The 25,544-nt window shown below is 51.5% G+C and carries 26 protein-coding genes; 10 read left to right on the forward strand and 16 right to left on the reverse strand.

Annotated features, from left to right (window positions below):
- Positions 1 to 99: 99 nt before the first annotated feature.
- Positions 100 to 1,443, reverse strand: a complete 1,344-nt coding sequence (gene chrA, locus ACTS9Y_RS01980; RefSeq protein WP_442584337.1) for a chromate efflux transporter — start codon at positions 1,441 to 1,443, stop codon at positions 100 to 102.
- 54 nt (positions 1,444 to 1,497) lie between these two features.
- Positions 1,498 to 2,337, reverse strand: a complete 840-nt coding sequence (gene serB, locus ACTS9Y_RS01985; RefSeq protein WP_442584338.1) for a phosphoserine phosphatase SerB — start codon at positions 2,335 to 2,337, stop codon at positions 1,498 to 1,500.
- Between the two features lie 188 nt (positions 2,338 to 2,525).
- Between serB and ACTS9Y_RS01990 the strand changes: the two genes are divergently transcribed.
- From ACTS9Y_RS01990 to ACTS9Y_RS02025, 8 genes are all read left to right on the forward strand, one after another.
- Complete coding sequence (locus tag ACTS9Y_RS01990) at positions 2,526 to 3,296, forward strand: elongation factor-1 alpha (protein WP_442584339.1); 771 nt, start codon at positions 2,526 to 2,528, stop codon at positions 3,294 to 3,296.
- Between the two features lie 120 nt (positions 3,297 to 3,416).
- Positions 3,417 to 4,586 carry an ADP-forming succinate--CoA ligase subunit beta gene (gene sucC, locus ACTS9Y_RS01995; RefSeq protein ID WP_442584340.1) on the forward strand — a complete coding sequence of 390 codons (1,170 nt, stop codon included), beginning with the start codon at positions 3,417 to 3,419 and terminating at the stop codon, positions 4,584 to 4,586.
- A gap of 2 nt (positions 4,587 to 4,588) precedes the next feature.
- On the forward strand, positions 4,589 to 5,470 hold the full coding sequence (gene sucD, locus ACTS9Y_RS02000) for a succinate--CoA ligase subunit alpha (protein ID WP_442584341.1): 882 nt from the start codon (positions 4,589 to 4,591) through the stop codon (positions 5,468 to 5,470).
- Positions 5,471 to 5,486: 16 nt separating this feature from the next.
- Positions 5,487 to 6,521, forward strand: a complete 1,035-nt coding sequence (locus ACTS9Y_RS02005; RefSeq protein WP_442584342.1) for an ankyrin repeat domain-containing protein — start codon at positions 5,487 to 5,489, stop codon at positions 6,519 to 6,521.
- Positions 6,522 to 6,532: 11 nt separating this feature from the next.
- Positions 6,533 to 8,134 (forward strand): NAD+ synthase, encoded by a 1,602-nt coding sequence (locus tag ACTS9Y_RS02010; protein WP_442584343.1) that lies wholly within the window; start codon positions 6,533 to 6,535, stop codon positions 8,132 to 8,134.
- 86 nt (positions 8,135 to 8,220) lie between these two features.
- Positions 8,221 to 8,559, forward strand: a complete 339-nt coding sequence (locus ACTS9Y_RS02015; RefSeq protein ID WP_442584344.1) for a P-II family nitrogen regulator — start codon at positions 8,221 to 8,223, stop codon at positions 8,557 to 8,559.
- Positions 8,560 to 8,629: 70 nt separating this feature from the next.
- Complete coding sequence (locus ACTS9Y_RS02020; RefSeq protein WP_442584345.1) at positions 8,630 to 8,974, forward strand: DMT family protein; 345 nt, start codon at positions 8,630 to 8,632, stop codon at positions 8,972 to 8,974.
- 111 nt (positions 8,975 to 9,085) lie between these two features.
- Positions 9,086 to 9,577, forward strand: a complete 492-nt coding sequence (locus tag ACTS9Y_RS02025) for an FxDxF family PEP-CTERM protein (protein WP_442584346.1) — start codon at positions 9,086 to 9,088, stop codon at positions 9,575 to 9,577.
- 90 nt (positions 9,578 to 9,667) lie between these two features.
- Here ACTS9Y_RS02025 and kdsB read toward each other — a convergent pair whose 3' ends face one another.
- From kdsB to ACTS9Y_RS02070, 9 genes are all read right to left on the reverse strand, one after another.
- Entirely contained in the window at positions 9,668 to 10,414 is a 747-nt protein-coding gene (gene kdsB, locus ACTS9Y_RS02030; RefSeq protein WP_442584347.1) for a 3-deoxy-manno-octulosonate cytidylyltransferase, read from the reverse strand.
- 11 nt (positions 10,415 to 10,425) lie between these two features.
- Positions 10,426 to 10,608 (reverse strand): Trm112 family protein, encoded by a 183-nt coding sequence (locus tag ACTS9Y_RS02035; RefSeq protein ID WP_379031554.1) that lies wholly within the window; start codon positions 10,606 to 10,608, stop codon positions 10,426 to 10,428.
- Positions 10,605 to 11,624 (reverse strand): tetraacyldisaccharide 4'-kinase, encoded by a 1,020-nt coding sequence (gene lpxK / locus ACTS9Y_RS02040; RefSeq protein WP_442584348.1) that lies wholly within the window; start codon positions 11,622 to 11,624, stop codon positions 10,605 to 10,607. Before lpxK ends, ACTS9Y_RS02035 begins: the two co-directional genes overlap by 4 nt.
- Entirely contained in the window at positions 11,624 to 13,378 is a 1,755-nt protein-coding gene (gene msbA, locus ACTS9Y_RS02045; RefSeq protein WP_442584349.1) for a lipid A export permease/ATP-binding protein MsbA, read from the reverse strand. Before msbA ends, lpxK begins: the two co-directional genes overlap by 1 nt.
- 226 nt (positions 13,379 to 13,604) lie before the next feature.
- A complete protein-coding gene (locus ACTS9Y_RS02050) occupies positions 13,605 to 14,033 on the reverse strand; it encodes an ExbD/TolR family protein (RefSeq protein ID WP_442584350.1) in 429 nt (142 codons plus the stop codon).
- Between the two features lie 27 nt (positions 14,034 to 14,060).
- The gene (locus tag ACTS9Y_RS02055; RefSeq protein ID WP_442584351.1) at positions 14,061 to 14,666 is read right to left on the reverse strand and encodes a MotA/TolQ/ExbB proton channel family protein; all 606 of its coding nucleotides are present in this window, start codon (positions 14,664 to 14,666) and stop codon (positions 14,061 to 14,063) included.
- A 103-nt stretch (positions 14,667 to 14,769) separates the two neighbouring features.
- Positions 14,770 to 17,175, reverse strand: coding sequence for a DNA internalization-related competence protein ComEC/Rec2 (locus ACTS9Y_RS02060; protein ID WP_442584352.1), 2,406 nt, complete (start codon positions 17,173 to 17,175; stop codon positions 14,770 to 14,772).
- A gap of 7 nt (positions 17,176 to 17,182) precedes the next feature.
- The gene (locus ACTS9Y_RS02065; RefSeq protein WP_442584353.1) at positions 17,183 to 17,890 is read right to left on the reverse strand and encodes an ABC transporter ATP-binding protein; all 708 of its coding nucleotides are present in this window, start codon (positions 17,888 to 17,890) and stop codon (positions 17,183 to 17,185) included.
- Positions 17,883 to 19,190, reverse strand: coding sequence for a lipoprotein-releasing ABC transporter permease subunit (locus tag ACTS9Y_RS02070; protein WP_442584354.1), 1,308 nt, complete (start codon positions 19,188 to 19,190; stop codon positions 17,883 to 17,885). The genes ACTS9Y_RS02065 and ACTS9Y_RS02070 overlap by 8 nt, the downstream gene beginning before the upstream one ends.
- Before the next feature lie 248 nt (positions 19,191 to 19,438).
- Here ACTS9Y_RS02070 and ACTS9Y_RS02075 point away from each other — a divergent pair, with 248 nt between their 5' ends.
- Entirely contained in the window at positions 19,439 to 19,642 is a 204-nt protein-coding gene (locus tag ACTS9Y_RS02075; protein WP_379031573.1) for a CsbD family protein, read from the forward strand.
- Between the two features lie 88 nt (positions 19,643 to 19,730).
- Here ACTS9Y_RS02075 and ACTS9Y_RS02080 read toward each other — a convergent pair whose 3' ends face one another.
- On the reverse strand, positions 19,731 to 19,961 hold the full coding sequence (locus tag ACTS9Y_RS02080) for a hypothetical protein (RefSeq protein WP_442584355.1): 231 nt from the start codon (positions 19,959 to 19,961) through the stop codon (positions 19,731 to 19,733).
- 186 nt (positions 19,962 to 20,147) lie between these two features.
- Entirely contained in the window at positions 20,148 to 22,937 is a 2,790-nt protein-coding gene (gene ppc, locus ACTS9Y_RS02085) for a phosphoenolpyruvate carboxylase (protein WP_442584356.1), read from the reverse strand.
- 201 nt (positions 22,938 to 23,138) lie between these two features.
- On the opposite strand from ppc, the gene ACTS9Y_RS02090 reads away from it, so the two are divergent.
- Positions 23,139 to 23,381: a hypothetical protein gene (locus tag ACTS9Y_RS02090; protein WP_442584357.1), complete on the forward strand. Its 243-nt coding sequence runs from the start codon at positions 23,139 to 23,141 to the stop codon at positions 23,379 to 23,381.
- Positions 23,382 to 23,408: 27 nt separating this feature from the next.
- On the opposite strand, the gene ACTS9Y_RS02095 is transcribed toward ACTS9Y_RS02090, so the two are convergent.
- From ACTS9Y_RS02095 to ACTS9Y_RS02105, 3 genes are all read right to left on the reverse strand, one after another.
- Complete coding sequence (locus tag ACTS9Y_RS02095) at positions 23,409 to 23,669, reverse strand: hypothetical protein (RefSeq protein ID WP_442584358.1); 261 nt, start codon at positions 23,667 to 23,669, stop codon at positions 23,409 to 23,411.
- A gap of 12 nt (positions 23,670 to 23,681) precedes the next feature.
- The gene (locus ACTS9Y_RS02100) at positions 23,682 to 24,101 is read right to left on the reverse strand and encodes a VOC family protein (protein ID WP_442584359.1); all 420 of its coding nucleotides are present in this window, start codon (positions 24,099 to 24,101) and stop codon (positions 23,682 to 23,684) included.
- A gap of 247 nt (positions 24,102 to 24,348) precedes the next feature.
- Complete coding sequence (locus tag ACTS9Y_RS02105) at positions 24,349 to 25,347, reverse strand: hypothetical protein (RefSeq protein ID WP_442584360.1); 999 nt, start codon at positions 25,345 to 25,347, stop codon at positions 24,349 to 24,351.
- Between the last annotated feature and the right edge of the window lie 197 nt (positions 25,348 to 25,544).

Consider the following 25,544-nt stretch of genomic DNA (forward strand, 5'->3'; position numbering starts at 1 on the left):
ATGCACTTTAAATGCAAGAATTGCAATCGTTACTTATAAATAAAGTAAAAATAAATCAATGTGGTATTACATTGCAATCGATCAGGAGGCGCAATCAGACTAGAAAAACTGCGCCAATGCGCCCGCTAACCCGCTGGCAACAATCACCATCACGACATTCGCGCGATATTTCAGCACAGCTACAAGCGCCATCAAACTGAGCACAACTGAGAACCAGTCCACAGCATTGGCCAGTCCTTGCGGCCAGTAGATATGCCAGGCAAAAAATAATGCCAGGTTGAAAATCACACCGACCACAGCTGCCGTGATCGCTCTTAATGGCCCGGTAAGCCTGAGGTTACCGTGGGTTGTTTCAATGAAAGGCCCGCCCAGAAAGATAAATATCAGGCTAGGCAAAAAAGTGAAAAAAGTAACGATGGTGGCTGCCATCAAGCCTGACAAACCGGCATAGTTGCTGCCAAAAGCCTGGGCATGCCACCCGCCAATATAAGCAACAAACGTCACCACCATAATCAGTGGGCCTGGAGTCGTTTCCCCCAATGCCAGGGCATCTATCATCTGACCGGGCGTCAGCCAGTGATAGTGCTCTACTGCACCTTGATAGACATATGGCAACACCGCATACGCCCCGCCAAAGGTTAAAAACGCTGCTTTGGTAAAAAACCAGCCCATCTGCGTGAATGCGCCCTGCCAGCCGAATAGCGCGATCAGCGTCAGCATGACCAATGCCCACAGGCCTATTCCCCACAACATCACCTGCTTGACGCGTGACCAGCTGAATCTGGCATGCTCAGGCGTTGGCGTAGCGTCATCAATCAATGCCAGGCCATAAGCTTGCTGCTTAATGGCATGCCCGTTATTTGCTTGAAAATAATCTGGCACCAGATAGCCGCCTATCAGGCCTATCATGCCTGCCGAAAGCACGATTAAAGGAAAAGGCAGCTTGAAAACAAAGATACCAATGAATGCCAGCATCGCAATGGCCCACAAAAGCGGATTCTTCAAGGTTTTTAACCCCATGCGGTAGGCAGCAAAAAGCACAATGGCAATGACCGCAGGCTTGATGCCATGAAAAACGCCTGCGACCAGGGGGACAGAACCGTAAGCCATATAAACCCAGGCCAGGCAGCAAAGCATAAAAAAAGAAGGCAGGAAAAACAGGATACCGGCCACCAGCCCGCCAGTGGTACGGTGCATGAGCCAGCCGATATAGGTCGCCAGTTGCTGTGCTTCCGGGCCGGGTAACAGCATGCAGTAATTGAGCGCATGCAAAAAACGGCTTTCTGATATCCAGCGTTTTTGCTCTACCAGATCATGGTGCATGATCGCTATTTGCCCGGCTGGCCCACCGAAACTGATGAATCCGAGTTTAAGCCAGTACAGGCTGGCCTCTTTCAGCGAAACGGTGTCAGGGGGAGAGTCTGTTTTTGTCATCACTCGCATGCCACCGCTTTTTCAACAATATATTTGCGATGCTAAACGAAGGTCATCTGATCACTACATGGTGAGCAAATTCGCCACGCCATCCAGCCCGACAATATTCAAGGCATATTTAGCTTGCTCCTGCACCACCGGTTTGGCATGGTAAGCCACGCCGACCTCGGCCACGGCCATCATTTTCAAGTCATTGGCACCATCGCCAATGGCGATGGTTTGCTGGGCCGTTAAGCCCAGCTGGTCACGCAGCTTGATCAACTCATCGGCTTTGCGCTGCGCATCGACAATATCACCCAGCACTTGTCCGGTCAGCTTGCCATCGATGATTTCCAGCGTGTTGGAAACAGCAAAATCCAGCCCCAATGTGTGTTGCACATAGTTTGCAAACACAGTGAAACCGCCTGATACCACCATGGTTTTAATACCGTGCTGTTTGCAGGTTGCTATCCACTGCTGGACGCCGGGATTAAAACGCAATCTCTGCGCTATCACTTGCTGCAAGGCCGTCTCTGGCAAGCCCTCAAGTAAGGCTACCCGTTTGCGCAAACTGGCAGAAAAATCCAGCTCGCCACGCATGGCGGCTTCTGTGATTTCAGCGACTTGCGGTTTGAGGTTCATCATGTCTGCGATCTCATCGATGCATTCAATTGAGATCAGGGTGGAATCCATATCCATCACACACAGGCCAAATTTTTGCAGCCTGTGGGCATCGGCTACCAGCGCACAATCTATCTGTTCGCTGGCGCAGAACGCTTTTACTTCAAGGTAATCGCCTTCGGCAACCGGCAGGTAATAGGCATGTTCAGCGACTTGTGCGAACTGGGTATAACCGCCGACCAGGCCATGAATATGCGTGAGATGAGCCATGCTGATGGCAGGCCCCTGAACCACTAAGCGCATGATAAAACCTACTGGAATTGAAAGGCTGGATTATACCAGCGTAAGCCGCAATGCTTGATTTGCCATCGCGAAGGAATATTTCTGTTTTAGGATTTTATCAGGCGATGGTATGCTTGCCAAAAATTCAAACAATTAGTGTTTTAAAACTGTACCACTCAGATTACCTTATTCAGATACTTAGGAATGTAATGAAACAAGCGTCTCAAACATTACCATGGCTAAACCTGCCTAATCTTCCACTACCGCTGAAAGCCCTGTTTGTCGGTTATCTGCTTGTAGTAGGCGTAGGCTTGTGCATGGCCGGTTTGCAAATCATGCTCACACACGGCATGGCCGATGGTAAATTCGGTTTATCCGTCAACGATATCGTGTACAGCTATTATGGCGACCGTAGCGGTACCAAACTGGCAAGCAAGTTAAATGGCTCCATGTCTGACAAAGCGCCGCTGGAAGTACGCCAGGACATTATCAAATGGGCGCAGTTAGGCGCACCGCAAGATCAGTGGGAATCGCATTACAAACCTATTTTTGCCCAGCACTGTGTCATGTGTCACAGCAATATCCCTGGCATTCCTGACTTTACCAAATACGAAGAAGTCAAAGCCCGCGCGGAAGTCAACGAAGGCGCTACCATCAGCGGCCTGACCAGGGTGTCGCATATCCATTTGTTTGGCATCAGCTTTATCTTCTTTTTCATTGGCCTGATTTTCAGCTTTGCGGTGAATGTGCCAAAAACGGCTAAAGTGATCGCCATCGGTTTCCCGTTCGCGTTTTTGATTGCCGATGTGATGTCATGGTGGCTGACCAAATGGTCGCCGCATTTTGCCTGGCTGACCATTATCGGCGGCATGGGTTATAGCCTGGCTTCTACCTATATGTGGATTATCAGCATGTACCAGATGCTGATCCTGTCGCGCAATGGCAAAGTCTATGGCAATGCCTGGGCGGAAGACCTGTAAGATTTCACAGGCATACCCGATAAAAAACCGCACTTAGCTGCGGTTTTTTTGTTTGCAGCCTAGCTTTGAGTAGGCATTTGCGCCAAAATGACAGCTTAATCATAAAAACAGTTTATTTTCATGAATCTGCACGAATATCAGGCTAAACAATTACTGCAAAAGTATGGTTTAGTGACCCCAGCCGGTCTGGTTGTCCAATCCGAAGAAGCCGCTGCAGCTGCCACCAAAGAATTGGGTGGCGAAGCCTGGGTGGTCAAAGCGCAAGTGCATGCCGGTGGCCGTGGTAAAGCAGGCGGCGTCAAAGTCGTGAAATCGGCACTCGAAGCGCAAACAGTGGCAGGCGGCCTGCTGGGCAAACATCTGGTGACTTACCAGAATGCCCCTGATGGCCAGCCGGTACACCAGGTGCTGGTAGAGCAAACCTTGCCGATCGCGCGTGAACTGTATCTGTCCATGCTGGTAGACCGTAGCCTGGAACGCGTGGTGATGGTCGCTTCCAGCGCCGGTGGCATGGATATCGAAGAGATTGCGGCGACCCAGCCAGACAAGATTCTGCAGGAAATCTGCGACCCACTGAATGGCCTGGTAGATTACCAGGCACGTAATCTGGCATTTGGCCTGGGCTTGAGCGGTGACCAGATCGCTGCGTTCAGCAAACTGGCGAAAGGCTTGTACAAACTATTCAAGGATAACGATTTATCCTTGCTGGAGATCAATCCGCTCATTGTCACCACAGAAGGAAAACTGGTCGCCCTCGATTGCAAGATGACGGTGGATGACAACGCACTCTATCGCCAGAAACCGTTTGCGGAGATCCGCGACTGGTCACAAGACGATACCAAGGAAGCCGAGGCGCACCATAGCGGTCTGAATTACATCGCCCTCAACGGCAATATCGGCTGCATGGTCAATGGCGCAGGCCTGGCCATGGCGACCATGGACCTGATCAAGCTGCATGGCGGCATGCCAGCCAACTTCCTCGATGTGGGCGGTGGTGCAACGGCTGAAACCGTGACCAAAGCGTTCAAGATCATCCTGGCTGACCAGAACGTGAAAGCCATCCTGGTGAATATATTTGGCGGCATCATGCGTTGCGACATCATTGCCACCGGCATTATCACGGCGGTGAAAGAAGTCGGCATGACCATCCCGGTGGTAGTGCGACTGGAAGGCACCAATGTAGAACTGGGCAACCAGATGTTACGCGAAAGCGGCCTCAATATTATCTCGGCAGATGGCCTGACCGATGGGGCCGAACAGGCCGTTAAAGCAGTAAGCAAAGGTGTGTAGTCATGGCGATTCTAGTCAATAAAAATACCAAAGTATTGTGCCAGGGCTTTACCGGTAAACAGGGCACATTCCATTCCGAACAGGCGCTGGCGTATGGCACGCAGATGGTTGGTGGTGTCACGCCGGGTAAAGGCGGCCAGCAGCATTTAAATCTGCCGGTATTCAATACCATGCGCGAAGCGGTGAAAGAAACCCAGGCCAACGCCAGCGTGATTTACGTGCCGCCGCCGTTTGCCGCCGACTCTATCCTCGAAGCGGCGGATGCAGGTATCGCACTGATCGTCTGCATTACCGAAGGTATCCCGGTACTGGATATGCTGAATGTGAAAGCCGCCCTGCGCGCCAATGGCACCAGGCTGATTGGACCAAATTGCCCGGGCGTGATCACGCCGGACGAATGCAAAATAGGCATTATGCCGGGCAGCATACACACACGTGGCAAAGTAGGCGTGGTTTCGCGCTCCGGCACACTCACCTATGAAGCCGTGCATCAAACCTCTGCGCTGGGATTAGGTCAAACCACCTGTGTCGGCATAGGTGGCGACCCGATCAAAGGCCTGAACTTTATCGATTGCCTGGAATTATTCCAGAACGACCCGGAAACTGAAGCGATCATCATGGTCGGTGAAATTGGTGGCAGCGATGAAGAGGCCGCAGCGGACTATATCAAGCACCACGTGACCAAGCCCGTAGCAGCTTACATTGCGGGTTTAACTGCGCCTAAAGGCAAACGCATGGGCCATGCCGGCGCCATTATCTCCGGTGGCTCCGGCCGCGCGGAAGACAAGATCGCCGCGCTGGAATTTGCAGGCTGTGTAGTGGCTGACTCACCGGCCGGGCTGGGTGAAGCGGTACTGGCGGCGATTCAACGTGCTGCAAAATAAATTGTTAGGAGACAGCATGAAGCGTATTCCCCGGACGACATTCTGTTCTAGCCTGTGGCTATGTGCTGCCTTGTTGCTGGGGCTTTCGTTTCATGCACAAGCTGCCAGCAAACACAAAAACAAAGCAGCGCCTGAAGCCGCCGCCACAGAAAAAACAACGGCTGACAGTGGCGCAGATATCTCTTACCTGCTGATCGCCTCCTCCAAAGGCGATATCACCACGGTGAAAGCCTTGCTGAAAAGCGGTGCCAACCCTAACGTGACCGATGCAGAGAAAATCACGCCACTGATGTATGCCGCACGTAAAAACCAGGCAGAAGTCGTACGTGTACTGCTGGAAAGTGGTGCCAATATCAATGCCAAAGACCAGGGCGGCTGGACGGCCCTGATGTTCGCCGCCAAGAAAAACAACCTCGATGCCGTGAAAGTGTTGCTGGACAAAGGCTCGGATGTCAAAGTACGTGACCCGGATGGCTGGAGTGCACTAGGCCTGGCGGCCACCTCTGGCTACAGTGAGATCGTCGGCCTGATCATTGCCAAAGGCTTTGATGCCAACGTGCGCGCCAGCGATGGCAAAACGGTGCTGATGTATGCCGCTAAAAGTGGCAATGTACCTACGATTACTGCCATTCTCAAAAATGGCGCTGACGCTAACCTGAAAGACAAACTCGGCACCACCGCCCTGATGATCGCAGCCAGGGAAGGCTTTACGCCTGCGGTGATCACCCTGCTCGAAAACGGCGCAAAAGTGGATGAAGAAGACGAACATGAATGGACCGCGTTGACTTGGGCCGTGAAAAAAGACCAGAAAGAAGTTGCCACAGCCCTGCTTGAGCGCAAGGCGGATATCGACCACGAAGATAGCGAAGGCACACCGCTGTTGCATCTGGCGGTGAGCAATAACTCTCCTGATATGGCAGATTTGTTAATCAAACACGGTGCCGACATCAAAACGCGCGACCAATATGGCCTCACAGCTTATGTCTATGCGCTGAAGGCGCAAAACCCTGCCATGGTCGAACTGATCAAAGCGGCGGGTGGCAAATACTGAATGACGGTTGTATGAAACTCGCCATTGCCCAAATGAACAGCATGGTAGGCGCCATGCAGAAAAATGCCGAGCGTATTCTGGATCTGGCCAGGCAGGCCCATGACCAGGGTGCACGCCTGTTACTGACACCTGAACTCTCGCTATGCGGATATCCCCCTGAAGATTTGTTGTTCAGGCAGGATTTTTACGCCGCCAATCAACGCGCATTAAAGTGGCTGGAACAACAATTACCGTCTGACTTGGCAGTGGTGATCGGCCATCCGCATGAAGTCGCCGGGAAGCGTTACAACGCTGCTTCGGTGATTCATTCAGGTCGCATCCAGGCGACTTATCACAAACATCATCTGCCTAACTATAATGTGTTTGATGAAGAGCGTTATTTTGAAGCAGGCGACTTACCAGTGGTGTTTGAATGGCAAGGCACTCGTTACGGCGTTTTAATCTGTGCCGACATCTGGGAGCCCGCCCCTGCGCTACAAGCCTTGCAGGCAAACGCGCAAGTGCTGCTGGTCATCAATGCCTCCCCTTACCATCTGCATAAACAGCAGACCCGTTACCAGGTGTTGCGCGAGCGCATCCAGGAAACCGGCCTGCCGATTATTTATGCCAATATGGTGGGCGGGCAGGATGAACTGGTGTTTGACGGCGCCTCATTCGCCATGAACAGCCAGGGCGAACTGATGCAGGAGCTGCCGATGTTTGAAGACTGCCTGGCTTTTGTCACGCTGGCGCAAAATCAACCAGTGCCAACCGTCATCAGCGAACATTCATCAGTAGAAGCAACTGTTTACCAGGCCTTGCAGCTGGGCCTGAAAGATTACGTGGATAAAAACCGTTTTCCCAGCGTGGTGCTGGGTTTATCCGGTGGCATAGATTCAGCCTTGACTCTGGCCATCGCGGTGGATGCCTTGGGTAAAGAACGCGTCAAAACGGTGATGATGCCTTCAGAATTCACCGCGGATATCAGCATGACAGATGCTGCCGAGATGGCCAAGCTGCTCGATGTGGAATACAGCGTATTGCCTATCAAACCCTTATTCAACGGTTTTTGTGAAACGCTGGCTGAAGAATTCACCGGTAAAGCATTTGATACCACTGAAGAAAATCTGCAGGCGCGTATCCGTGGCATGTTGCTGATGGCGCTTAGCAACAAATTCGGACACCTGGTGATCACCACCGGTAACAAATCCGAGACTGCCGTTGGCTACAGCACACTGTATGGCGATATGGCGGGCGGCTTTGCGCTGATCAAGGATGTGCCTAAAACACTGGTCTACAAGCTAGCCAACTACCGCAACAGCCTTGGGCAGGTGATCCCGGAAAGAATCATCACCCGCCCGCCAAGTGCAGAATTACGCGCGGACCAGACCGACCAGGACAGCCTGCCCGCCTATGAGATCCTCGATGCCATCATGGAAGCCTACGTTGAAAAAGACCAGGGCATAGAAAACATTATTAAAAAGGGCTTTGCCCGCGCTGATGTAGAGCGGGTCACCCGCCTGATAGACCGTAACGAATACAAACGCAGGCAGGCGGCGGTAGGTGTGCGCATTACCGAACGCGGCTTTGGCAAAGACCGCCGCTACCCTATCACCTGCCAACTGACATTTTGAAACCCTTAGTCCATTTTGCAACTGCGGCATTTGAATTAAAAGCAGTGGTTGCGTAGAATGTTTTAAAAGCTAACCACGGAGCACATATGAAAAAACTTGAAGCCGTCATTAAACCATTCAAACTCGATGAAGTGCGCGAGGCCTTGTCAGCGATTGGTGTCAACGGGCTCACCGTGACAGAAGTCAAAGGTTTTGGTCGCCAGAAAGGACATACAGAGCTGTACCGCGGCGCAGAATATGTAGTGGATTTTCTGCCAAAAATCAAAGTTGAAGTAGTACTGGGTGAAGACATGCTGGATAACGCAATTGAAGCGATTATCAAGGCGGCCCATACTGGCAAGATCGGTGATGGCAAGATTTTCGTGACGTCTGTTGAGCAAGTGATCCGTATCAGAACCGGTGAAACTGGCGAAGCTGCTATCTAAGCTCACGCATATTCACACTATGGCAGCTTGTACGCAAGTTGCCATTCCCTAGACCAAACCAGCACAGCCAATGAGTTTTACACTGCTTAAAACCATTATCCTGCTCAGCATTTCCAACCTGTTCATGCTGTTTGCATGGTATGGCCACCTAAAAAACCTAAGCAGCAAGCCCTGGATCATTGCCGCACTCATCAGCTGGGGCATTGCGCTGATCGAATACCTGTTTCAGGTACCAGCCAACCGCATAGGCTTTACGCAATTCGACCTGGCACAGCTTAAAATCCTGCAAGAAGTGATCACGCTGGTGATCTTTGTGCCTTTTGCTGTCTTCTACATGCAACAGCCCCTGAAATGGGATTACCTGTGGGCGGGCCTGTGCATCCTAGGCGCGGTCTACTTTATTTTCAGAAACTGATCCTGCTGTAAACCTTTCTGCTGACCCTAACGGGCTATTTCATTCCATAGTCCGCATCGCTATGATTGCCACATTAACAAATCCAATAAACCTCGTTAATCAGGGACACATATGATGAAAAAATTTCTTGCCGCAGCTTTCATGTTAGCCAGCACTTCTGTTTTCGCTACTACGACCACATTCCACGGTACTGACCTACGTGGTACGACTGAAGCACTGACCAGCAAAGTCACCATCTCTTACACTGCTGGCAATTTCGACCTGACCGGCGTTCTGGACCCAAGCTTCAGGCTTCTGAATACGACCAACTCTGGCCTGTTTGATGGTGTTCAATTCGTACGCGATGGTGATGATACATTCGTCTATTCACCGATCATCTTGCCTTTGCATGACCTTGATCTGACTAGATATACATTCAGCTTCTCAAATCTTGCCGCAGGTACTTATACGTTGAAATTCAACCTGGCTGGTGGTGGCAATTACATTGGTAGCTATACAACGACAGCCGTTAGCACACCAGTACCAGAACCAGAAACCTACAGCATGATGTTTATCGGTTTGGCATTGATGGGCACGATTGCATTACGTCGCCAGAAAAACTAAGCCATCGTTTCAGATTCACGATTGCAAAGTCAAAAGCCTCACACTGTGAGGCTTTTTTCATGGGCACAAATTAAATACTTAGCTAAACTTTTATTCTTTAAATCCAGCAAATATCTCGCGCACACTATCCAGATCCGCCTGAGTATCCACACCACTGGCTGGTGCATTATCCGTTACAGTCACAGCGATCTGGTAACCGTGGTACAACACACGTAGTTGCTCCAGGCTCTCAACTTGCTCAAGAGTGGTTACAGGCAAGCTTGCATATTGCTTGAGAAAACCGACACGATAGGCATAAATGCCGATATGCCTATGCGCAGTCAAATTGTTCCGGTATTCAGCATCACGTGGATAAGGGATAGGGGCACGGCTGAAATACAGCGCTTGCCTGTGAGCGTTGAACACCACTTTAACTACATTAGGGTTTTCCAACGCAGCAATATCATGCACAGGATGGCAGGCCGTTGCCATCACCGCCTGCGCATCATTGGTCAACGCCAGCGCCACTTCATTAATCAGCAAAGGGTCGATCAGAGGCTCATCGCCTTGCACATTCACCACAATAGTCTCGTCAGGCCAAGCCATGGCCTGCACTACTTCGGCAATCCTGTCGGTGCCAGAAGGATGATCATCGCGGGTCATGACTGCTGCATAACCATGTTGTTGTGCGACTTGCAAAATCGGCGCATGGTCGGTGGCGATCACCACTTCACTGGCCTGACTTTTACTGGCCTGAATCGCCACCTGGATCACCATGGGTTTACCGGCGATATCCAGCAAAGGCTTGCCAGGCAAGCGGCTGCTGGCGAAACGGGCAGGAATCACAACCTTGAACATATGCGCCAGCCTTACTCGGTATACTCGTGCTCTTCCAGACGGCGGGCTTCGTCTTCAAGCATGACAGGAATGCCATCGCGCACCGGGTAAGCCAGGCGGGCAGATTTTGAAATCAGTTCCTGTTTCTGTTTGTCATACACCAGCGGCCCTTTGGTGACCGGACAGACCAGGATTTCCAGCAACTTGGGATTCATTTCACTTTTCCTTCGCGTTGTTTTAACAGGCTGATCACGCAGCCTGTGAATGGTTGCAGATGCCCGATGGGTGTCAGTTCAGCAGTCACCGGTAAAAACCAGGCATCAGTTAACTTTAGATGCCTGCATTTTACGGCATCTTTCTCTGTCATCAGAATGGTTTTACCAGTTAAACCGCTAAAGTCTGTTGGCGTGTAGGCATGATGATCGGCAAACACTTTCGTTTCACAGGCCAGCCCCATGGCTTGCACAGCCTGAAAGAACCTGTGCGGATGGCCGATGCCGGCGATAGCCACTAAAGGCTGCTCTTGTAACACTTCAATTGTCGTGCGGGTAGAAAAATCAGACACTGATGTCCACTCCCCCAGCTGCAAAGATTGCTGAAAGCTTGGCAGAGCATTGTTTATCTCAGGCAACTGTCCGCTTTCAACGACCAGGTCTACCGTTTGCAAGCGGCGCAAAGGCTCACGCAATGGCCCGGCAGGTAGCAAACGGCCATTACCCAGGCCATGCGGTCGTTGCACAACGGCAATCTCAATATCGCGCTGCAAAGCAGCATGCTGCAAACCATCATCGCAAATCAATACATTGGTTTGAGGATGTATCTGCAGCAAAGCCCGACCACTCTCTGCGCGCAATGGATGCACCCATACCGGGCTAGCGCTGCGCTGCGCGATGAGCACCGGCTCGTCACCATATAGCGCAGGATCACTGGTGGCGGTGACTGCACCAGTCTGCTGGCCACCATAGCCGCGACTTAAAATACCGGGCGTGTAGCCTGCCGCGCGCAGTGCCTGGGCCAGATAAATCACCAGTGGGGTTTTGCCCACCCCACCGACAGAAATATTCCCCACCACAATCACCGGCACCGGTAACTTGGTGCTGGAGAAGAAACCACAGCGATAGAGCGTGCGACGTAACGCCGCCAGGCCTGCAAACAGCCACGCAAATGGCAAAAGCAGGCATTGCGCCCACCCTTTATATTGCCATTGCCGTTCAAACCATAGGCGCAACATCAGTCGTCTTGAAACTCTTTGTGATACAGCTTGTTGTAATAGCCATTGAGCGCCAGCAACTCTTTGTGCGAACCCGCCTCAATGATGTTGCCATGATCCATCACCAGAATGCGGTCTGCATTCTCAACCGTACTCAGACGGTGCGCGATCACGATTGTAGTGCGGTTCTGCATCAGGCCATCCAGTGCGTTTTGCACATGTAATTCGGATTCGCTATCCAGTGCAGAAGTCGCCTCATCCAGCAATAATATAGGCGCGTTTTTCAGGATGGCGCGTGCAATCGCAATGCGTTGCCGCTGCCCGCCGGACAAACGCACGCCGCGGTCACCGATCTCACTTTGCAATCCTAATGGCATATGCTGGATAAATTCCCACGCATTGGCAGCTTTGGCGGCGGCAATCACTTCTTCTTCGCTGGCATTGCGCAAGGCACCATAGGCAATATTGTTGAACAGCGTGTCGTTGAATAATACGATATCCTGGCTTACCAGTGAGAACTGCGCGCGCAGGCTATCCAGCTGATAATCACGGACATCAACACCATCCAGGAACACCGCACCTTCCTGCACTTCATAAAAGCGCGGCAACAAATTCACCAAAGTGGTTTTTCCACTACCCGAACGGCCGACCAGCGCCACCTTCTCACCAGCTTTGACCTCAAAACTCAGCCCGCTTAGTGCACTCTTCTTGGCTTGCGGATAACGCACGGTCACGTCTTTAAAACGTAATTCTCCGCGCGCATGCGCCAGGCGATAAGTGCCGCTCTCAAGTTCATTGTCCAGGTCCATCAGTTCAAACACGCTTTGTGCCGCGGCCAGCCCGACTTGCACATCTTCGTTGGCGGCCGTGATATGTTTAATCGGCGCGATCAGCATCAGCAAGGCGCCAATAAACGCCGCAAACTCGCCCACCGTGAATTGGCCCAGGGCATAGTAGACCACCAGCCCCAGCGCCAGCGCAGAGAGGATTTCAATCACAAAACTATTCAGGCCGGAGATTCTGGCCGTGCGTAATTCCAGCGTGCGGTTTTTGGCGACCACATTGGCAAAACGCTCATTCTCAAACGCCTGCGCGCCAAAAATCTTGACGATGCGTTGTGCTGAAATCGCTTCCTCAGCCGTTTTGGTGATCTCGCCCACCGCCTCTTGCACTTTTTTGGCATTGGCGCGCAACTTGGGCGTAGAACGCGCCAGGTACATCCCCATGATAGGTGCCACTGCAGCAAATACCAGCGTCAGTTTCCAGTCCAGGTAAATCATATATGCCACTAGCCCGATCACGGTCAGCACATCGCGCAACACATTTAGGGCGGAGCGGGTCACCACATTGGAGAGACGCTCGATGTCGTAAGTGAGTTTTGAAACCAGTAAGCCGTTAGAGTTGGCATCAAAGAAACTGACCGGCAACATCAACAGTTTGGAGAATACCTGGTTACGTAATTTCTCCACCACCCGGCGGGCAACGATACGCAAACTATAGGAAGAAAAGAAGCCAGCCAGCGCACGTACGGTCATTAACGCGAACAGCAGGAAAGGCAACATCAACATATCCTGCGCAGACTCCTTCACAAAGCCTTCATCAGTGATCTTCTTGATCAGTGCCAGGAAAGCCGTGTTGCTGGAGGACAGAATGGCAGTGGCGATCATGGACACCAGGAAATGCATCTTGTATTCCCAGGCGTAGGCGATCAACCGCCGATACAGCTTGCCGGGATTGACGATTTTATGTTGTTCAGATTTCTGTTTGCGGGCCATGCCACTTCTCGGGAAAACAATTAAGAAAAAAAAAAGCCAGTGTGATATCAGCGAGGGCTACTGCTTTACTGCGTCTATAAAGTCGCTGCTCGATCTGTGCGCGGCCTGCTACGTATCCCGCGCTCACACTTACTGCAAGTTTCCTAAACAAATAGCCCGCCAAATTGACGGGCCTGTGAACAGACAGTTGAAACAAAATACAGGTGATACGATGACTTGAGTGCACCTAGTTTGAATTCACCTGGGTCGCAAAAGTGATATGGGTGTAATTCGCCAGACGCGATGCTTCCATAATATTGATCACAGACTGATGCGTAGCCTTGGCATCTGCATTGATGATAATCGTCGGCTCCTTACCTGCCGGGCCCTTGGCACCGGCCTGCGTTAACGCAGTGGATAATTCGGACACCACTGCGCCATTGGCTTCTTTGCCATTCACCAGGTAACGGCCATTGGCGTCCACCTCCACAGTAATCGTCAATGGTTTTTCCTGTGGCGAACTGGCGTCCGCTGTCGGTAGATTGATCTGCAGTTCGCTGGTACGTGAAAAAGTGGCACTGACGATCAGGAAAATAATAATCACCAGCAACACATCGATCAGTGGAATAAAGTTGATTTCCAGTTCTTCGTCGCGAACACCACGCTTGAAATTCATAGTTTGCCCTAAATCTGCTCTAAATCTTTAGTTGCGATCGCCGTGAATAATCTCAACCAGTTTAATGGCTTGCTGCTCCATATCGACCAGGAAACCATCCACTTTACTGCGGAAATAACGATAGGCAATCATGGCCGGCACCGCTACCACAATACCCGCAGCCGTGTTGTAAAGGGCAACTGAGATACCACGGGCAAACTGGGCGACATCGTGGCCGCTATTGGTAAACGAACCAAACAATTCCACCATCCCGATCACCGTACCCAGCAAACCCAGCAATGGGGCGACCGTGGCGATAGTACCCAGTGTCGGCAGGTATTGCTCCAGCTTATGGGCGACTGCACGGCCGGTCTCTTCAATGGCTTCTTTGGTGATCTCACGCGAATTACCGATATTGGCAAGTGCGCTGGCGAATACTTTACCTAACAGGGAGTGTGCTTCCAGGCGGCTCAAGGTTTCGCGGGTGACGCCACCTTGTTTGAGCCAGTTCTGTACTTCAGGCAGTAATTGTTCAGGAGTGACGACCGATGCGCGCAAGGCCCAGGAACGCTCCACAATAATCGCCAGTGCAATGACTGAAGCAATAACCAGAGGCCAGATTGGCCATCCGGCCGCTAAAATGATTTCCCACACAGCAAACACTCCAGTTGTTTTTAAACTTCCGCTACTTTAGCGTTAACCAGCCCTGAGGGCAAGTTTTGTCCGGTATCGCCACCGTTACAATTGCCAACGGTGGCTATTCCCAATAGCGTGGTTCGACCTGACGCCAGCGTCGCACGACAGGCTGTCGACCAGACAGGAAATCAATCAGGACTGCACCATCCCGGTCGGAACGCAGCACTTGCGTGCCCTGCGCCTCATAGCGGGCGGTCACCTCGGCCTTGGGGTGACCAAAGCGGTTCAGGTATCCCGCTGTGGCAATCGCAATGGCGGGCTGCGTCGCGTTGATAAAACCCAGTGTAGAAGAAGTTTTACTGCCATGATGCGGCATGGTGATGACGGTAGCGGCTAACTGGTCAGGAGTGGCTGCCACTAACCAGCGCTCAGCCTCCTTTTCGATATCCCCGGTCAACAGCAGGCTGCCGTGAGCAGATGTCACTTTGATCACGCAGCTTTTGTCATTATCTTTTACATCCGCAGTGGCATCTTGCGACGGAGAAAGCACGCGGAAAGTTACGCCATCCCATTGCCATTGCTGCCCCTGATAACACGATTGATGTGGCAAAGCGGGCGCGTACGGCAGCGCTTGCATCTGCCTAAAAAAATCCGCCTCCGGTGTGAGCGAACTCAGTAGTTTGACTGCGGGAACACCCGCCAGCACTGAAGCCATGCCACCGGAATGGTCGTTATCATCATGCGAGATCACCGCAGTATCCAACTGACGCACGCCTAGGTGGCGTAAATAGGGCAACACGATGCGCTGCCCGGCATCGCTCTGCTCGTTATAAGCTGGCCCGGCGTCGTAAAGCATACTGTGCCGCGCGGTCTGCACCAGCACACTCAGCCCTTGCCCGACATCCAGTATTGTCACCCGCATCTGACCGGGCTGCATCCCTGCTTGCGCAGGCAGGAACAAGGGCAGCCATAACACCAACCCCGCCCAGCGTAATGGCCAGCCGCGTGGCAGCAGCCAGACCAGCATGCCTACCATTGCCAGGCACCACGCCCAGAGTGGAGGTGTAGGTAAATACCAGACCGCGCCCGGCCACTGGCGCAACCAGTACAAGCCATGCGCGCACCATGCCCACAGGGTGGCGGCCAGGTGTAACAGGAAATCCAGTGGCAGAATCGCCCCGGCGATCGCCAGTGGCACTACCGCCAGGCTGACGACAGGGATGGCAAGGCCATTCGCCAGAGGTGAAATCACTGACAACTGATTAAATAGCAAGATCAGCACCGGCACAAATGCCAGCGTGATCACCCATTGCGTCTGCAGGGCATTGTGCCACCAGCGTGCAGGCCGTAAACGGCCGCCCAGCGCAAAAGCCAGAACAGCCACTGCGCCAAATGATAGCCAAAACCCTGGCGCCATCACTGCCCAGGGGTCCAGCATCAGCACCACCCAGACCGCTGCACTTAATACCCAGGAAAAAGGCACGCGATGTTTTAAACCCAGCATCGCCATCATGGTCAGCAACATGAATAGCGTACGCTGGGTGGGGATAGAAAACCCGGCCAACGTCGCGTAGGCAATGGCCACCAGTGCGCCGCCGCTGCCGGCCGCCACGCGGGAAGGGATATACAAAGCCCAGCCCGGGCGCAACCGCCACAGCCAGCCGACGAACACATAACCCAGAGAAGCCAGCATGGTGATATGCAAACCAGAAATCGACACTAAATGGTTTACACCGGTATCCACAAACAATTGCCAGTCAGCCCTGGCGATCTGACTGTCGTCACCGATCACCAGCGCCCGCAGCACAGCACTTTGCGGTGTGCTGCCCAATACTTTTTCTATGCGTTCACCCACGCCCGCGCGCCAATATGCGATCAAAGCGGCTGGCTGCCAGACCAGTGTTTGCAATCTGCGCATAGGCGCTTTGCTAACAATGGAACCGCCAGCGCCTATCTGGTTAGCCAGGCTCCAGCCTGCGTAATCAAACCCGTGCGGGTTTCTGGTGGCGTGCGGACGTTTGAGCCTGACACGCCATTGCCAGCGCTCGCCTGCTTGTAACTGCGGCAAGGCAGCCGATGCTGTCGCCGCGCCGCCGCGATACGATTGCTGATAAAGATGCAACCTGACACGCTTTGGTAGCGGGCAATCTGTATTGAAACTGCGCTCAATCGCGACATCTACATGCTGCCCACGCGCATCGCGCTCAGGCACGCCGACAATCACGCCCTGTAACGCAATCACCTGCTGCTCACAGGCTGCTGGCAATTGTGCCTGCAAGCGATGCCAGGCGCGCAGTTGCGCCCAGGCAAAGCCGAGTGCCGCTATAAGTAGAATAACAAACAGTTTACGGAAGAGAGAGGGATAAGAATGAAAACGGGCACCTGCAGACGCACTGCGATGGGCAAACAACCCACTCAGCGCTAGCACCAGCAACCAGCATAACCAGACTCCCAGCGACCAAAGACGGGGTTGTTGCTGAAACAGCCATACACCAAACAACAACCCGACTGTGGCGCCCGGCAGCATGGATTATTTACACCGGGGTAACTGCCTGTTCATTAAGCGGCCCAATGGCTTGCAATGTGCCGTCTTGCAGCCGGTATTGCTTGTGCATACGCGCTGCCAGTGATAAGTCATGTGTCACTACCACCAGTGCAGTGCCCCGCTCAACCTGGATCTGCAGTAGCAGCTCAAACACCTGCTCTGCTGTTTGCCTGTCCAGGTTACCGGTAGGCTCATCTGCCAGTACACAACGTGGCTCTGTCACCAGCGCGCGTGCCAGCGCAGCACGTTGTCGCTCACCACCGGACAACTCGCCCGGCGTATGCTCAAGACGATGAGCCAGCCCCACCAGCGTCAGATAATATTCTGCTTGCGCCAGCGCTTGTGCGCGTGGAATGCGGCGGATAAATAAAGGCATGGCCACATTTTCCAGCGCGCTGAACTCTGGCAACAAGTGATGAAACTGGTAGACAAAACCCAGATACTGGTTGCGCATGGCACTTTTTTCAACTTCGGAAAGCGTTGTCAGCGGTTTGCCTAACCATTGCACCTCGCCCTGGGTAGGCGCATCCAGCCCGCCTAACAAATGCAGCAACGTACTTTTGCCGCTGCCAGACGCACCGACAATTGCAACATGTTCACCTGCTGCCAGAGTCAGATCCACGCCGGTCAACACAGAAGTATCCAGGCCGTGATAGGTTTTAGCCAGGCCCTGGCACTGCAAAATCATATTACTCATAGCGCAAGGCCTCCGCCGGATTCATTTTAGAAGCACGTCCGCTTGGATACAGCGTCGCCACCAGGCTCAGGAAAATGGATAAACCGATAATGGTCGTCACATCCGACCACATCAGTTTGGAAGGCAAATCGCTGATGTAGTACACGTCTTTTGATAAAAACTGCACATTGAACGTACGTTCTATCCAGGGCACCACGGTTTCAATATTCAGCGCCAATATCACCCCCAGCAGTGCACCAGAGATGGTGCCGATCACGCCTATCATGGCGCCCTGCACCACAAACATCCGCCTGATCGCTTGCGGCGTCGCCCCCATGGTGCGCAAGATGGCAATGTCGGCGCGCTTGTCCGTCACCGCCATCACCAGCGTAGAAACAATATTAAACGCAGCCACCGCCACGATCAGCGCCAGGATAATAAACATCACGCGTTTTTCCAGCTGGATCGCCTTAAAGAAGTTGGCATGCTGCTGCGTCCAGTCGGTAATGTAATAATTAGGCCCCAGTGCCTGCATCAATTCGCGGCTGACCCGGTCTGCGGCAAACAGATCGGCCAGTTTCAAGCGCAGGCCAGATACCTGGTCACCCATGCGATAGAGCTTGGCAGCATCATCCAGGTGGATCAGCGCCAGCCCGGCATCATATTCATACATGCCGACCTGAAAAATACCAGTCACGGTGAATTGCTTGATACGCGGCACCAGCCCGGCAGGCGTTACCTGCCCTTGTGGCGCCATCAGCACCACTTTCTCGCCTATGCGCACACCCAGCGCCTGCGCCAGGTCGCCACCGAGTACGATATTGAACTTTCCGGCCTGCAAATCCTGCAATTTGCCGATCTTCATTTGCGTGGATAAATCAGATACCGCGCCTTCGGCAGTCGGTAGCACACCGCGTATCAGCACGCCCTGCACGGCCTGGTCTCGCGTCAACATGCCTTGCGCCATCACATAGGGCGCCATGCCCTGCACCGAGCTGGAAAATGTTTTGGGCGGCAAAGACTGGATCTGGCGCTGCACATGTTGCCAGTCAGACAGCCCGGCATCAAAACTGCGCACTTCGATATGCGACGCCACCCCGAGAATGCGTTTACGTAGCTCGTCCTGAAACCCATTCATAACCGACAATACGACGATCAAGGCCATCACGCCTAAAGCGATGCCTATCATGCTGGTCAGTGAAATAAACGAAATAAAATGATTGTTACGTTTGGCGCGTGTATAGCGCCAGCCTATCCACAATTCATAAGGTAGCCGTTGGGCCAGCGCGTGTTTAAACGCAGAAAAAGAGGCTTTATTCATGCACGCATGTTAACAGGTTTAAAGCGTAATTTGCTGCGAACCCGCAGCCGATTCAACAGAAAATCGTACGCGTGATGATCAGCTGGTGGCGTATGCAAGTAATGCTTTTAAAAAGGACAGAATTGGATTGTCAGCCAAGTCTTACGCATAAATACAAAATCGTCCGACTGCTACACAAGTTGCTTGTGGCTACTATAGTTCACAGGTCGATGACCGAGATACGATTCTAAAACTAAGGAGATTTAATCATGAATAAAGATATTTTCGAGGGCAACTGGAAACAACTTAAAGGTAAAGTACAGGAGCAATGGGGCAAGCTGACCAATGATGACCTTGACGTGATTGAAGGTAAACGCGACCAGGTCGTGGGTAAAATCCAGGAACGTTATGGCATCAGCAAAGATGAAGCTGAAAAGCAAATCAATACCTGGGAAAAAGATAACCATCATTAATCTGATGTGTCACTCCCAAAAAAAGGACAAGCCAGGCTTGTCCTTTTTTCATGTGGCTAACCACGTTTTAAAATCACAAAAAACTGGTTTACAACTGCTTGTCGTTAATCATATCAATATCAAGATTTTCCAGCATCGCAGCGCGCTGATAGTAATTGATTGCCCGGTACTGTAGCTTTTCAGCCAGACGGCATGATCTCCCGGCAATTGTTTTATCCCTGGCAACCACATTGAAAAGATATGACGCAATCATTTGATGAATGCGGGCATTGATGTAGAGATCATTTAAAAGTTTCTTTTTGGAAATGGGCTTCACCATTTGTCATCAGCTCTAAATCTTCCGTCGAATAAAACAACAGCTCTATTTCGCAGCCTAGCATATAGAGTGAGTAATATACATATGTTAAAAAAGGTTAATTTCACATGTTTTTTGCAGATTGTCTATTCGAGTTCATGCTATGCACAAGCACGCATGACGAGCAGAGTGGGCGCAGTAAAAACGCTTTTAACCAGTATTTCTTAATCCGGCTGCAATACCATTGATCGTCAGCGGAATCGCCAATTTGAGTTTTTCGTCCGTCTCGCCATTGCGGTAGCGTTGAATCATTTCGACTTGCAGATGATTGAGCGGGTCGAGATAAGGTAGGCGCTCACGGATAGATTTAGCCAATACCGGCTGGCTGGCAAGCCGTTGTGTGCTGCCCAATAGCAGGTTGACAACTTCCGTGGTGAGCTGGTGTTCCTGCTCAATGCGGCTAAAGATCTCTTCGCGCAGCGTGCGGTCTGGCAACAAGTGTGCGTAATGCCTGGCAACGATGAGGTCGGTTTTGGCTAGCACCATATCAACGTTGTTAATCAGTGTCTTGAAGATAGGCCAGCCGACCAGCATTTCCCTGAGCAATGCCAGGCGCGTCTCTTTCACGCTCCCCGGTTGATGCAAGTATTGATGAATGGCGCTGCCCAGCCCATACCAGCCCGGCAGTAGCAAGCGGCACTGACCCCATGAGAATCCCCAGGGGATAGCACGTAAATCCTCAATCCGCCGGGTGGATTTACGCGAGGCGGGACGGCTGCCTAGGTTCAACCCGGCAATTTCTTCGATCGGTGTGGTGTTAAAAAAGTATTCGGCAAAGCCCGGTGTTTCATACACCAGGCTGCGGTAGCTGGTCATGGCAGTGGCCGAGAGCGTTTCCATCACGCTTTCAAAAGTTCGTCGCCTGGCCGGTTCCAGCTGATCAGAGGGGAATAAAGTCGCATCCAGCGTCGCCGCGATCAGCGTTTCCAGGTGCTGGCGCCCGACCACCGGGTCAGCATATTTATTGGCGATGATTTCGCCTTGTTCGGTGAGGCGGATCTGGCCATCTACCGTGCCTTGCGGTTGCGCCATGATGGCCTGATAACTCGGGCCGCCGCCCCGCCCGACCGTGCCGCCACGGCCATGGAACAGGCGCAACTTCACTTTGGCCTGCTTGAACAGTTCCACCAGTGAGATTTCGGCTTTATATAATTCCCAGTTAGAAGTCAGGAAACCGCCATCTTTATTACTATCGGAATAACCGAGCATGACTTCCTGCTCGCTGCTCTGGTTACGGATGACATGGCGTATGCCCAGCAAACTTAGCCATTTGCCCATGATCATGGGCGCATCGCGCAGGTCGGCAATGGTTTCAAACAGCGGCACGATATTTAAATCGACCTGGATATTGGCCGAACCCCAGACACCACGTAGCAAACCGGCTTCGCGTTGCAGCAGGGCGACTTCCAGCAGGTCAGACAGGGTTTCGGTGTGCGAGATAATATATTGGCGCACAGTATGGCCGCCAAAGCGCTCGCGCATCTCACGCACAGCTTCCAGCACGCCAATTTCTTTGTGCACCAGTTCGGAATACTGCTGGAAAGGCGAAAACAGCAAGCGTGGCTGCTTCAACTCTTCCAGCAATATCCCTATTTTTTCGTCTTCGTTAAACTCGGTGTAATCAAACTCATAGCCGGCTTTTTGCAGTAGCTCGCTGATCACCGCTTCATGTACATCTGAAGATTGACGTACATCGACCGTAGACAGATGAAAGCCAAAAGACTCAATCGCCTTCATCAGCTTGCCCAGACGCGGATAAATCAGCGCTTCGCCGTGATGCTTGCGCAAGGAGTCGGCGATGGCCTGCAAAGGCAGCAATAACGCTTCAGGACTGTCATAGGGTAAAGCATCTACATCATCGTCTATGGCCCAGCCACAGCCGGTTAACAGGTTTTCGGCTGTCACCAGCAAACGGTCATATACGCCATTCAGGGCCAAACGGTATGGCTCATCCATGCGATGGGCGGATTGATCACGCGAGGCTTGGGCAAGTGCGATCACCGCCTCTTCAACTTTTATCAACCGGGTAGAAACGCCCAATTCGCGTTTGAGTTCGGCCAGCTCGTCCAGGTAAAAGTGGAATACTGTCACCGCCTGCAAGCGCACCGCTTCGCGCAAGGTGGTGCCGTCGACAAACGGATTGCCATCGCGGTCGCCGCCTATCCAGCTGCCCATGCGTAAAAAAGCAGGCAAGCAGTAATCGCTGCCAGCGGGCATTAGTGCAAGCAAGTCACGCTCCAGGTCCTGTAACAATTCCGGGATCACATGCAGAAAAGTGCTGTCGTAATAAGTCAGCGCATTTTCAATTTCATTCACCACCGTCAGCTTGGAAAAACGCAGCATGCGCGTTTGCCACAATGCGGAAACAGCGCCTTGCAGTAACAAGGTGTTTCGCGCCAGTTGCCGCTCTGCAAATACATGCGCGCGATCCGCCAGCAGCTCGACGATACTGCGCTCAATATCCAGCACGCTTTTGCGTTGCACTTCTGTTGGGTGTGCCGTTAACACCGGCGAAACCAGCGCATCGTCAAAAAATTGCCGGATGATTGCCGCAGACACGCCCTCCTCACGTAACTGGCTCAGTGAATAAGCAAGCATGCCGGCGACCGGCACAGGTTCGTGGCTATTCGCCAGTTGCTGGCCATACAGATCCTCAGCCAGATTGACCAGGTGCTTGTAATAACTCAGGGCGCGCACCACACACACGGTTTGCGCAGGGGTCAGTGCCGCCAGCAATTGCTCCAGCTGCAATGAAGCGTTCTGGTCATGTGTCTGATGGAATTTGATCGCGGCCTGGCGGATAGCCGCGATCTGGTCAAACGCCGCCTGCCCTTCCACTTGCTGAATCGCCTGGTCCAGCAAATTGCCCAGTAATTGAATATTGTCAGACAGCCGCGTCTCTGCCGAAACCGTGGCAGTGGCCACAAGTTTTTTTATCATGGTGTCTTCTCCCCTAGCTCAGTGATACACTAGCAACAAGCAGGCCACCTTTATATTGTGATTTTTTATATATAAATCATGCGCTTGCAAAAGTCATCGTGCCGTATGCACGTGCATTAAAAGTAAAAATGCACCGATTTGGCTCGATTGGAATCTGCTGAGTGCGAGCGGTGGAAAACCATCTGGCATCTACAATGAATTGTGAGATGGCCAGATCATGTGGGCGGTAAACAGATGGATGAAAATCGATTAATACAGCAGGTGTTACAAACCTGGCAATCCATAGGTGCTGATAGCCTATGGCATCAGGATGCTTTTTTAGTGTTTATGAGCGTGATTGCAGTGGTGATGCTGTTTTTTACCGGCACCGTGCTAGGTTTGTTTATACAATCCTTATGGGGGATTTTTATCACCAACCATCACCTCACTGAAGCGGATAACTAAACCCAGACTGGTTAGTGAAAATCTCAATCAATCAATACTGGCAGCAAGTAACTGCCTGATCTCTTCCAGCTCCCGCGCAATATCAGCAGCAAAATCCTCATACTGGCGGCCGCCGGTCCTGCCATACCAGTACTTGCTGTTCCACACATCGCCCTCGACCTTATGCAGCACCGCATGTATCCAGTTTGCCGCGTGGTCACTGTAATCCTGCGCAATATGATGCGCAGCATCCCAGTCACCCGCCTGTGCCAGCGTCACGGCTTCCAGCAAATGGGCATGGTTAGACATGCTTTTGAAAACCTACCAGGAACCGGTGTTTTTCATTGAAACCCAAGGCTCCGCAGGTGGCAAAGGTTTATCTGCTTGCAGCAATTCAATAGAGATATTATCCGGTGACCTGATAAACGCCATATAACCATCGCGTGGCGGGCGCAGAATCGTCACGCCATGCTTAGCCAAGCGATCACAGATTGCGTAAATATCTTCAACCTCAAAAGCGATATGCCCAAAATTCCTACCGCCGGTATATTCCTCAGGGTCCCAGTTATAGGTCAACTCAACTTCAGCTTCAGGGTTGCCCGGTGCAGCCAGATAAATCAAGGTAAATCGCCCTTGATCATTTTTCATTTCCTTGGTGACTTCTAGACCTAACGCATCCCTGAAAAATTTTAAAGATGCTTCAACATCGCTAATACGTACCATGGTATGCAAATACTTCATTATTCACCCCAACCTATTATTATGAGATTTGATCATACCATTTTTGGGAAAGTTTCTTTTTGGCTCCAATGCAAGATTATCTGATTGCCTTCATGAAAATGACCACCGTGGATGTTACCGCATCCCTCTGCACCTAATGCAAAAAGTCACAAGTGCAGAGGTTAAAAGAAAGGAGTTACCATCTTCTATAAAAGCAAGCTCTTAGCTGGTTTCTAGGTAAAAATACATACTGAAGATTGAAAGTCGATTAAGGGACAGTCGCTCCTGGAGGGGCATAACCATCAAGTACAAATTCTTTAAAGTTAGAGTTCTCTTGCCCCGTTTGCCGCAAACGAATTGCTCCAGCTTTTAGCCATGGACTGTTAGTATCATTAGGATTAGAAGCATCGCAAGAAGCTTGGATATATGTTGTGGCCGAAAGTGGGCTACCGGAACCATTACCATCCGAGTATATGGTGTCGGTTGTGAAATCAACCCAATTGCTATTAATTTGTGCCTCTTGTTGGCTAGCTGTGGCTGTGGCCGTCACCCATGATGCAATTGGCAAATGAACCCCATTGATATTCAGCGTGCTAGATCCTCCAATAGTTGGTAAATCTAGATAACCAATTCCATTTTGTGTTTTGTTAGCAAGAGTGTCATATGATTTAGCTCGATGTTGCACTGAGGTGAAGCTTCTTCCTACGCGATAAATAGGCGCTGAAGTATTCGATGTACTGAAAATAGTGTAAGCAATATTTACAGTACCAGAACCACTGTAACCTCCACGCGCAATGTCATTCACTGCAAAGTATTGAGTACTTGGAGTGGTCAAATCATGATCATTTGAGTTCATGGTTATTCTCGTACCAAACAGGCACGTATCGTTTGCAGCATTTCGCCAGACACGATCAACAATTGTACCAATATCACCTCCCGCACCCATTGAAGTTGGAATAACAGTGCTGCGAGTTGCTATGAGTGTATAGCCAGAAAGAGGGGCGGTAGACTCGAAAGTTGGTTTTGCTACAAAACAAGTATTGTTAGCTGTAGTAGTAGGTACACTTGTAGCTGGGATAGGATAGGATCCAAAATTACCTTTTACTTCATCCGCATTAGTAGGCGGTATCACCCTATTAGTATTGTAACAATTTATATAAGCTGAACCAGAAGGGGAAGATGGTAGTGGTTCAAAACCTAATGCAAATGTTTGCATCGAAGCGAAACCTAACGTTCCTACTACCGCTAATCTCATAACAGTTTTCATGATTAGTCCTTATCGCGTTAAAATAAAAGGGCATTTGTGATAGCCCGTGCAATCTTCACCCCAATGCGTTTAGTCTGTCGCAAACTCTAAGTCGATTGAGGAAAAGTTCAATCTGGGCGGGTCCACAATTCCTGTAACTATTTCTATCTCAGCATTCATCTGTGCAACCATCCCTAAACTTGTAAACCACTCACTGT

Source organism: Methylophilus sp. (assembly GCF_052173275.1).
Lineage (GTDB): Bacteria > Pseudomonadota > Gammaproteobacteria > Burkholderiales > Methylophilaceae > Methylophilus.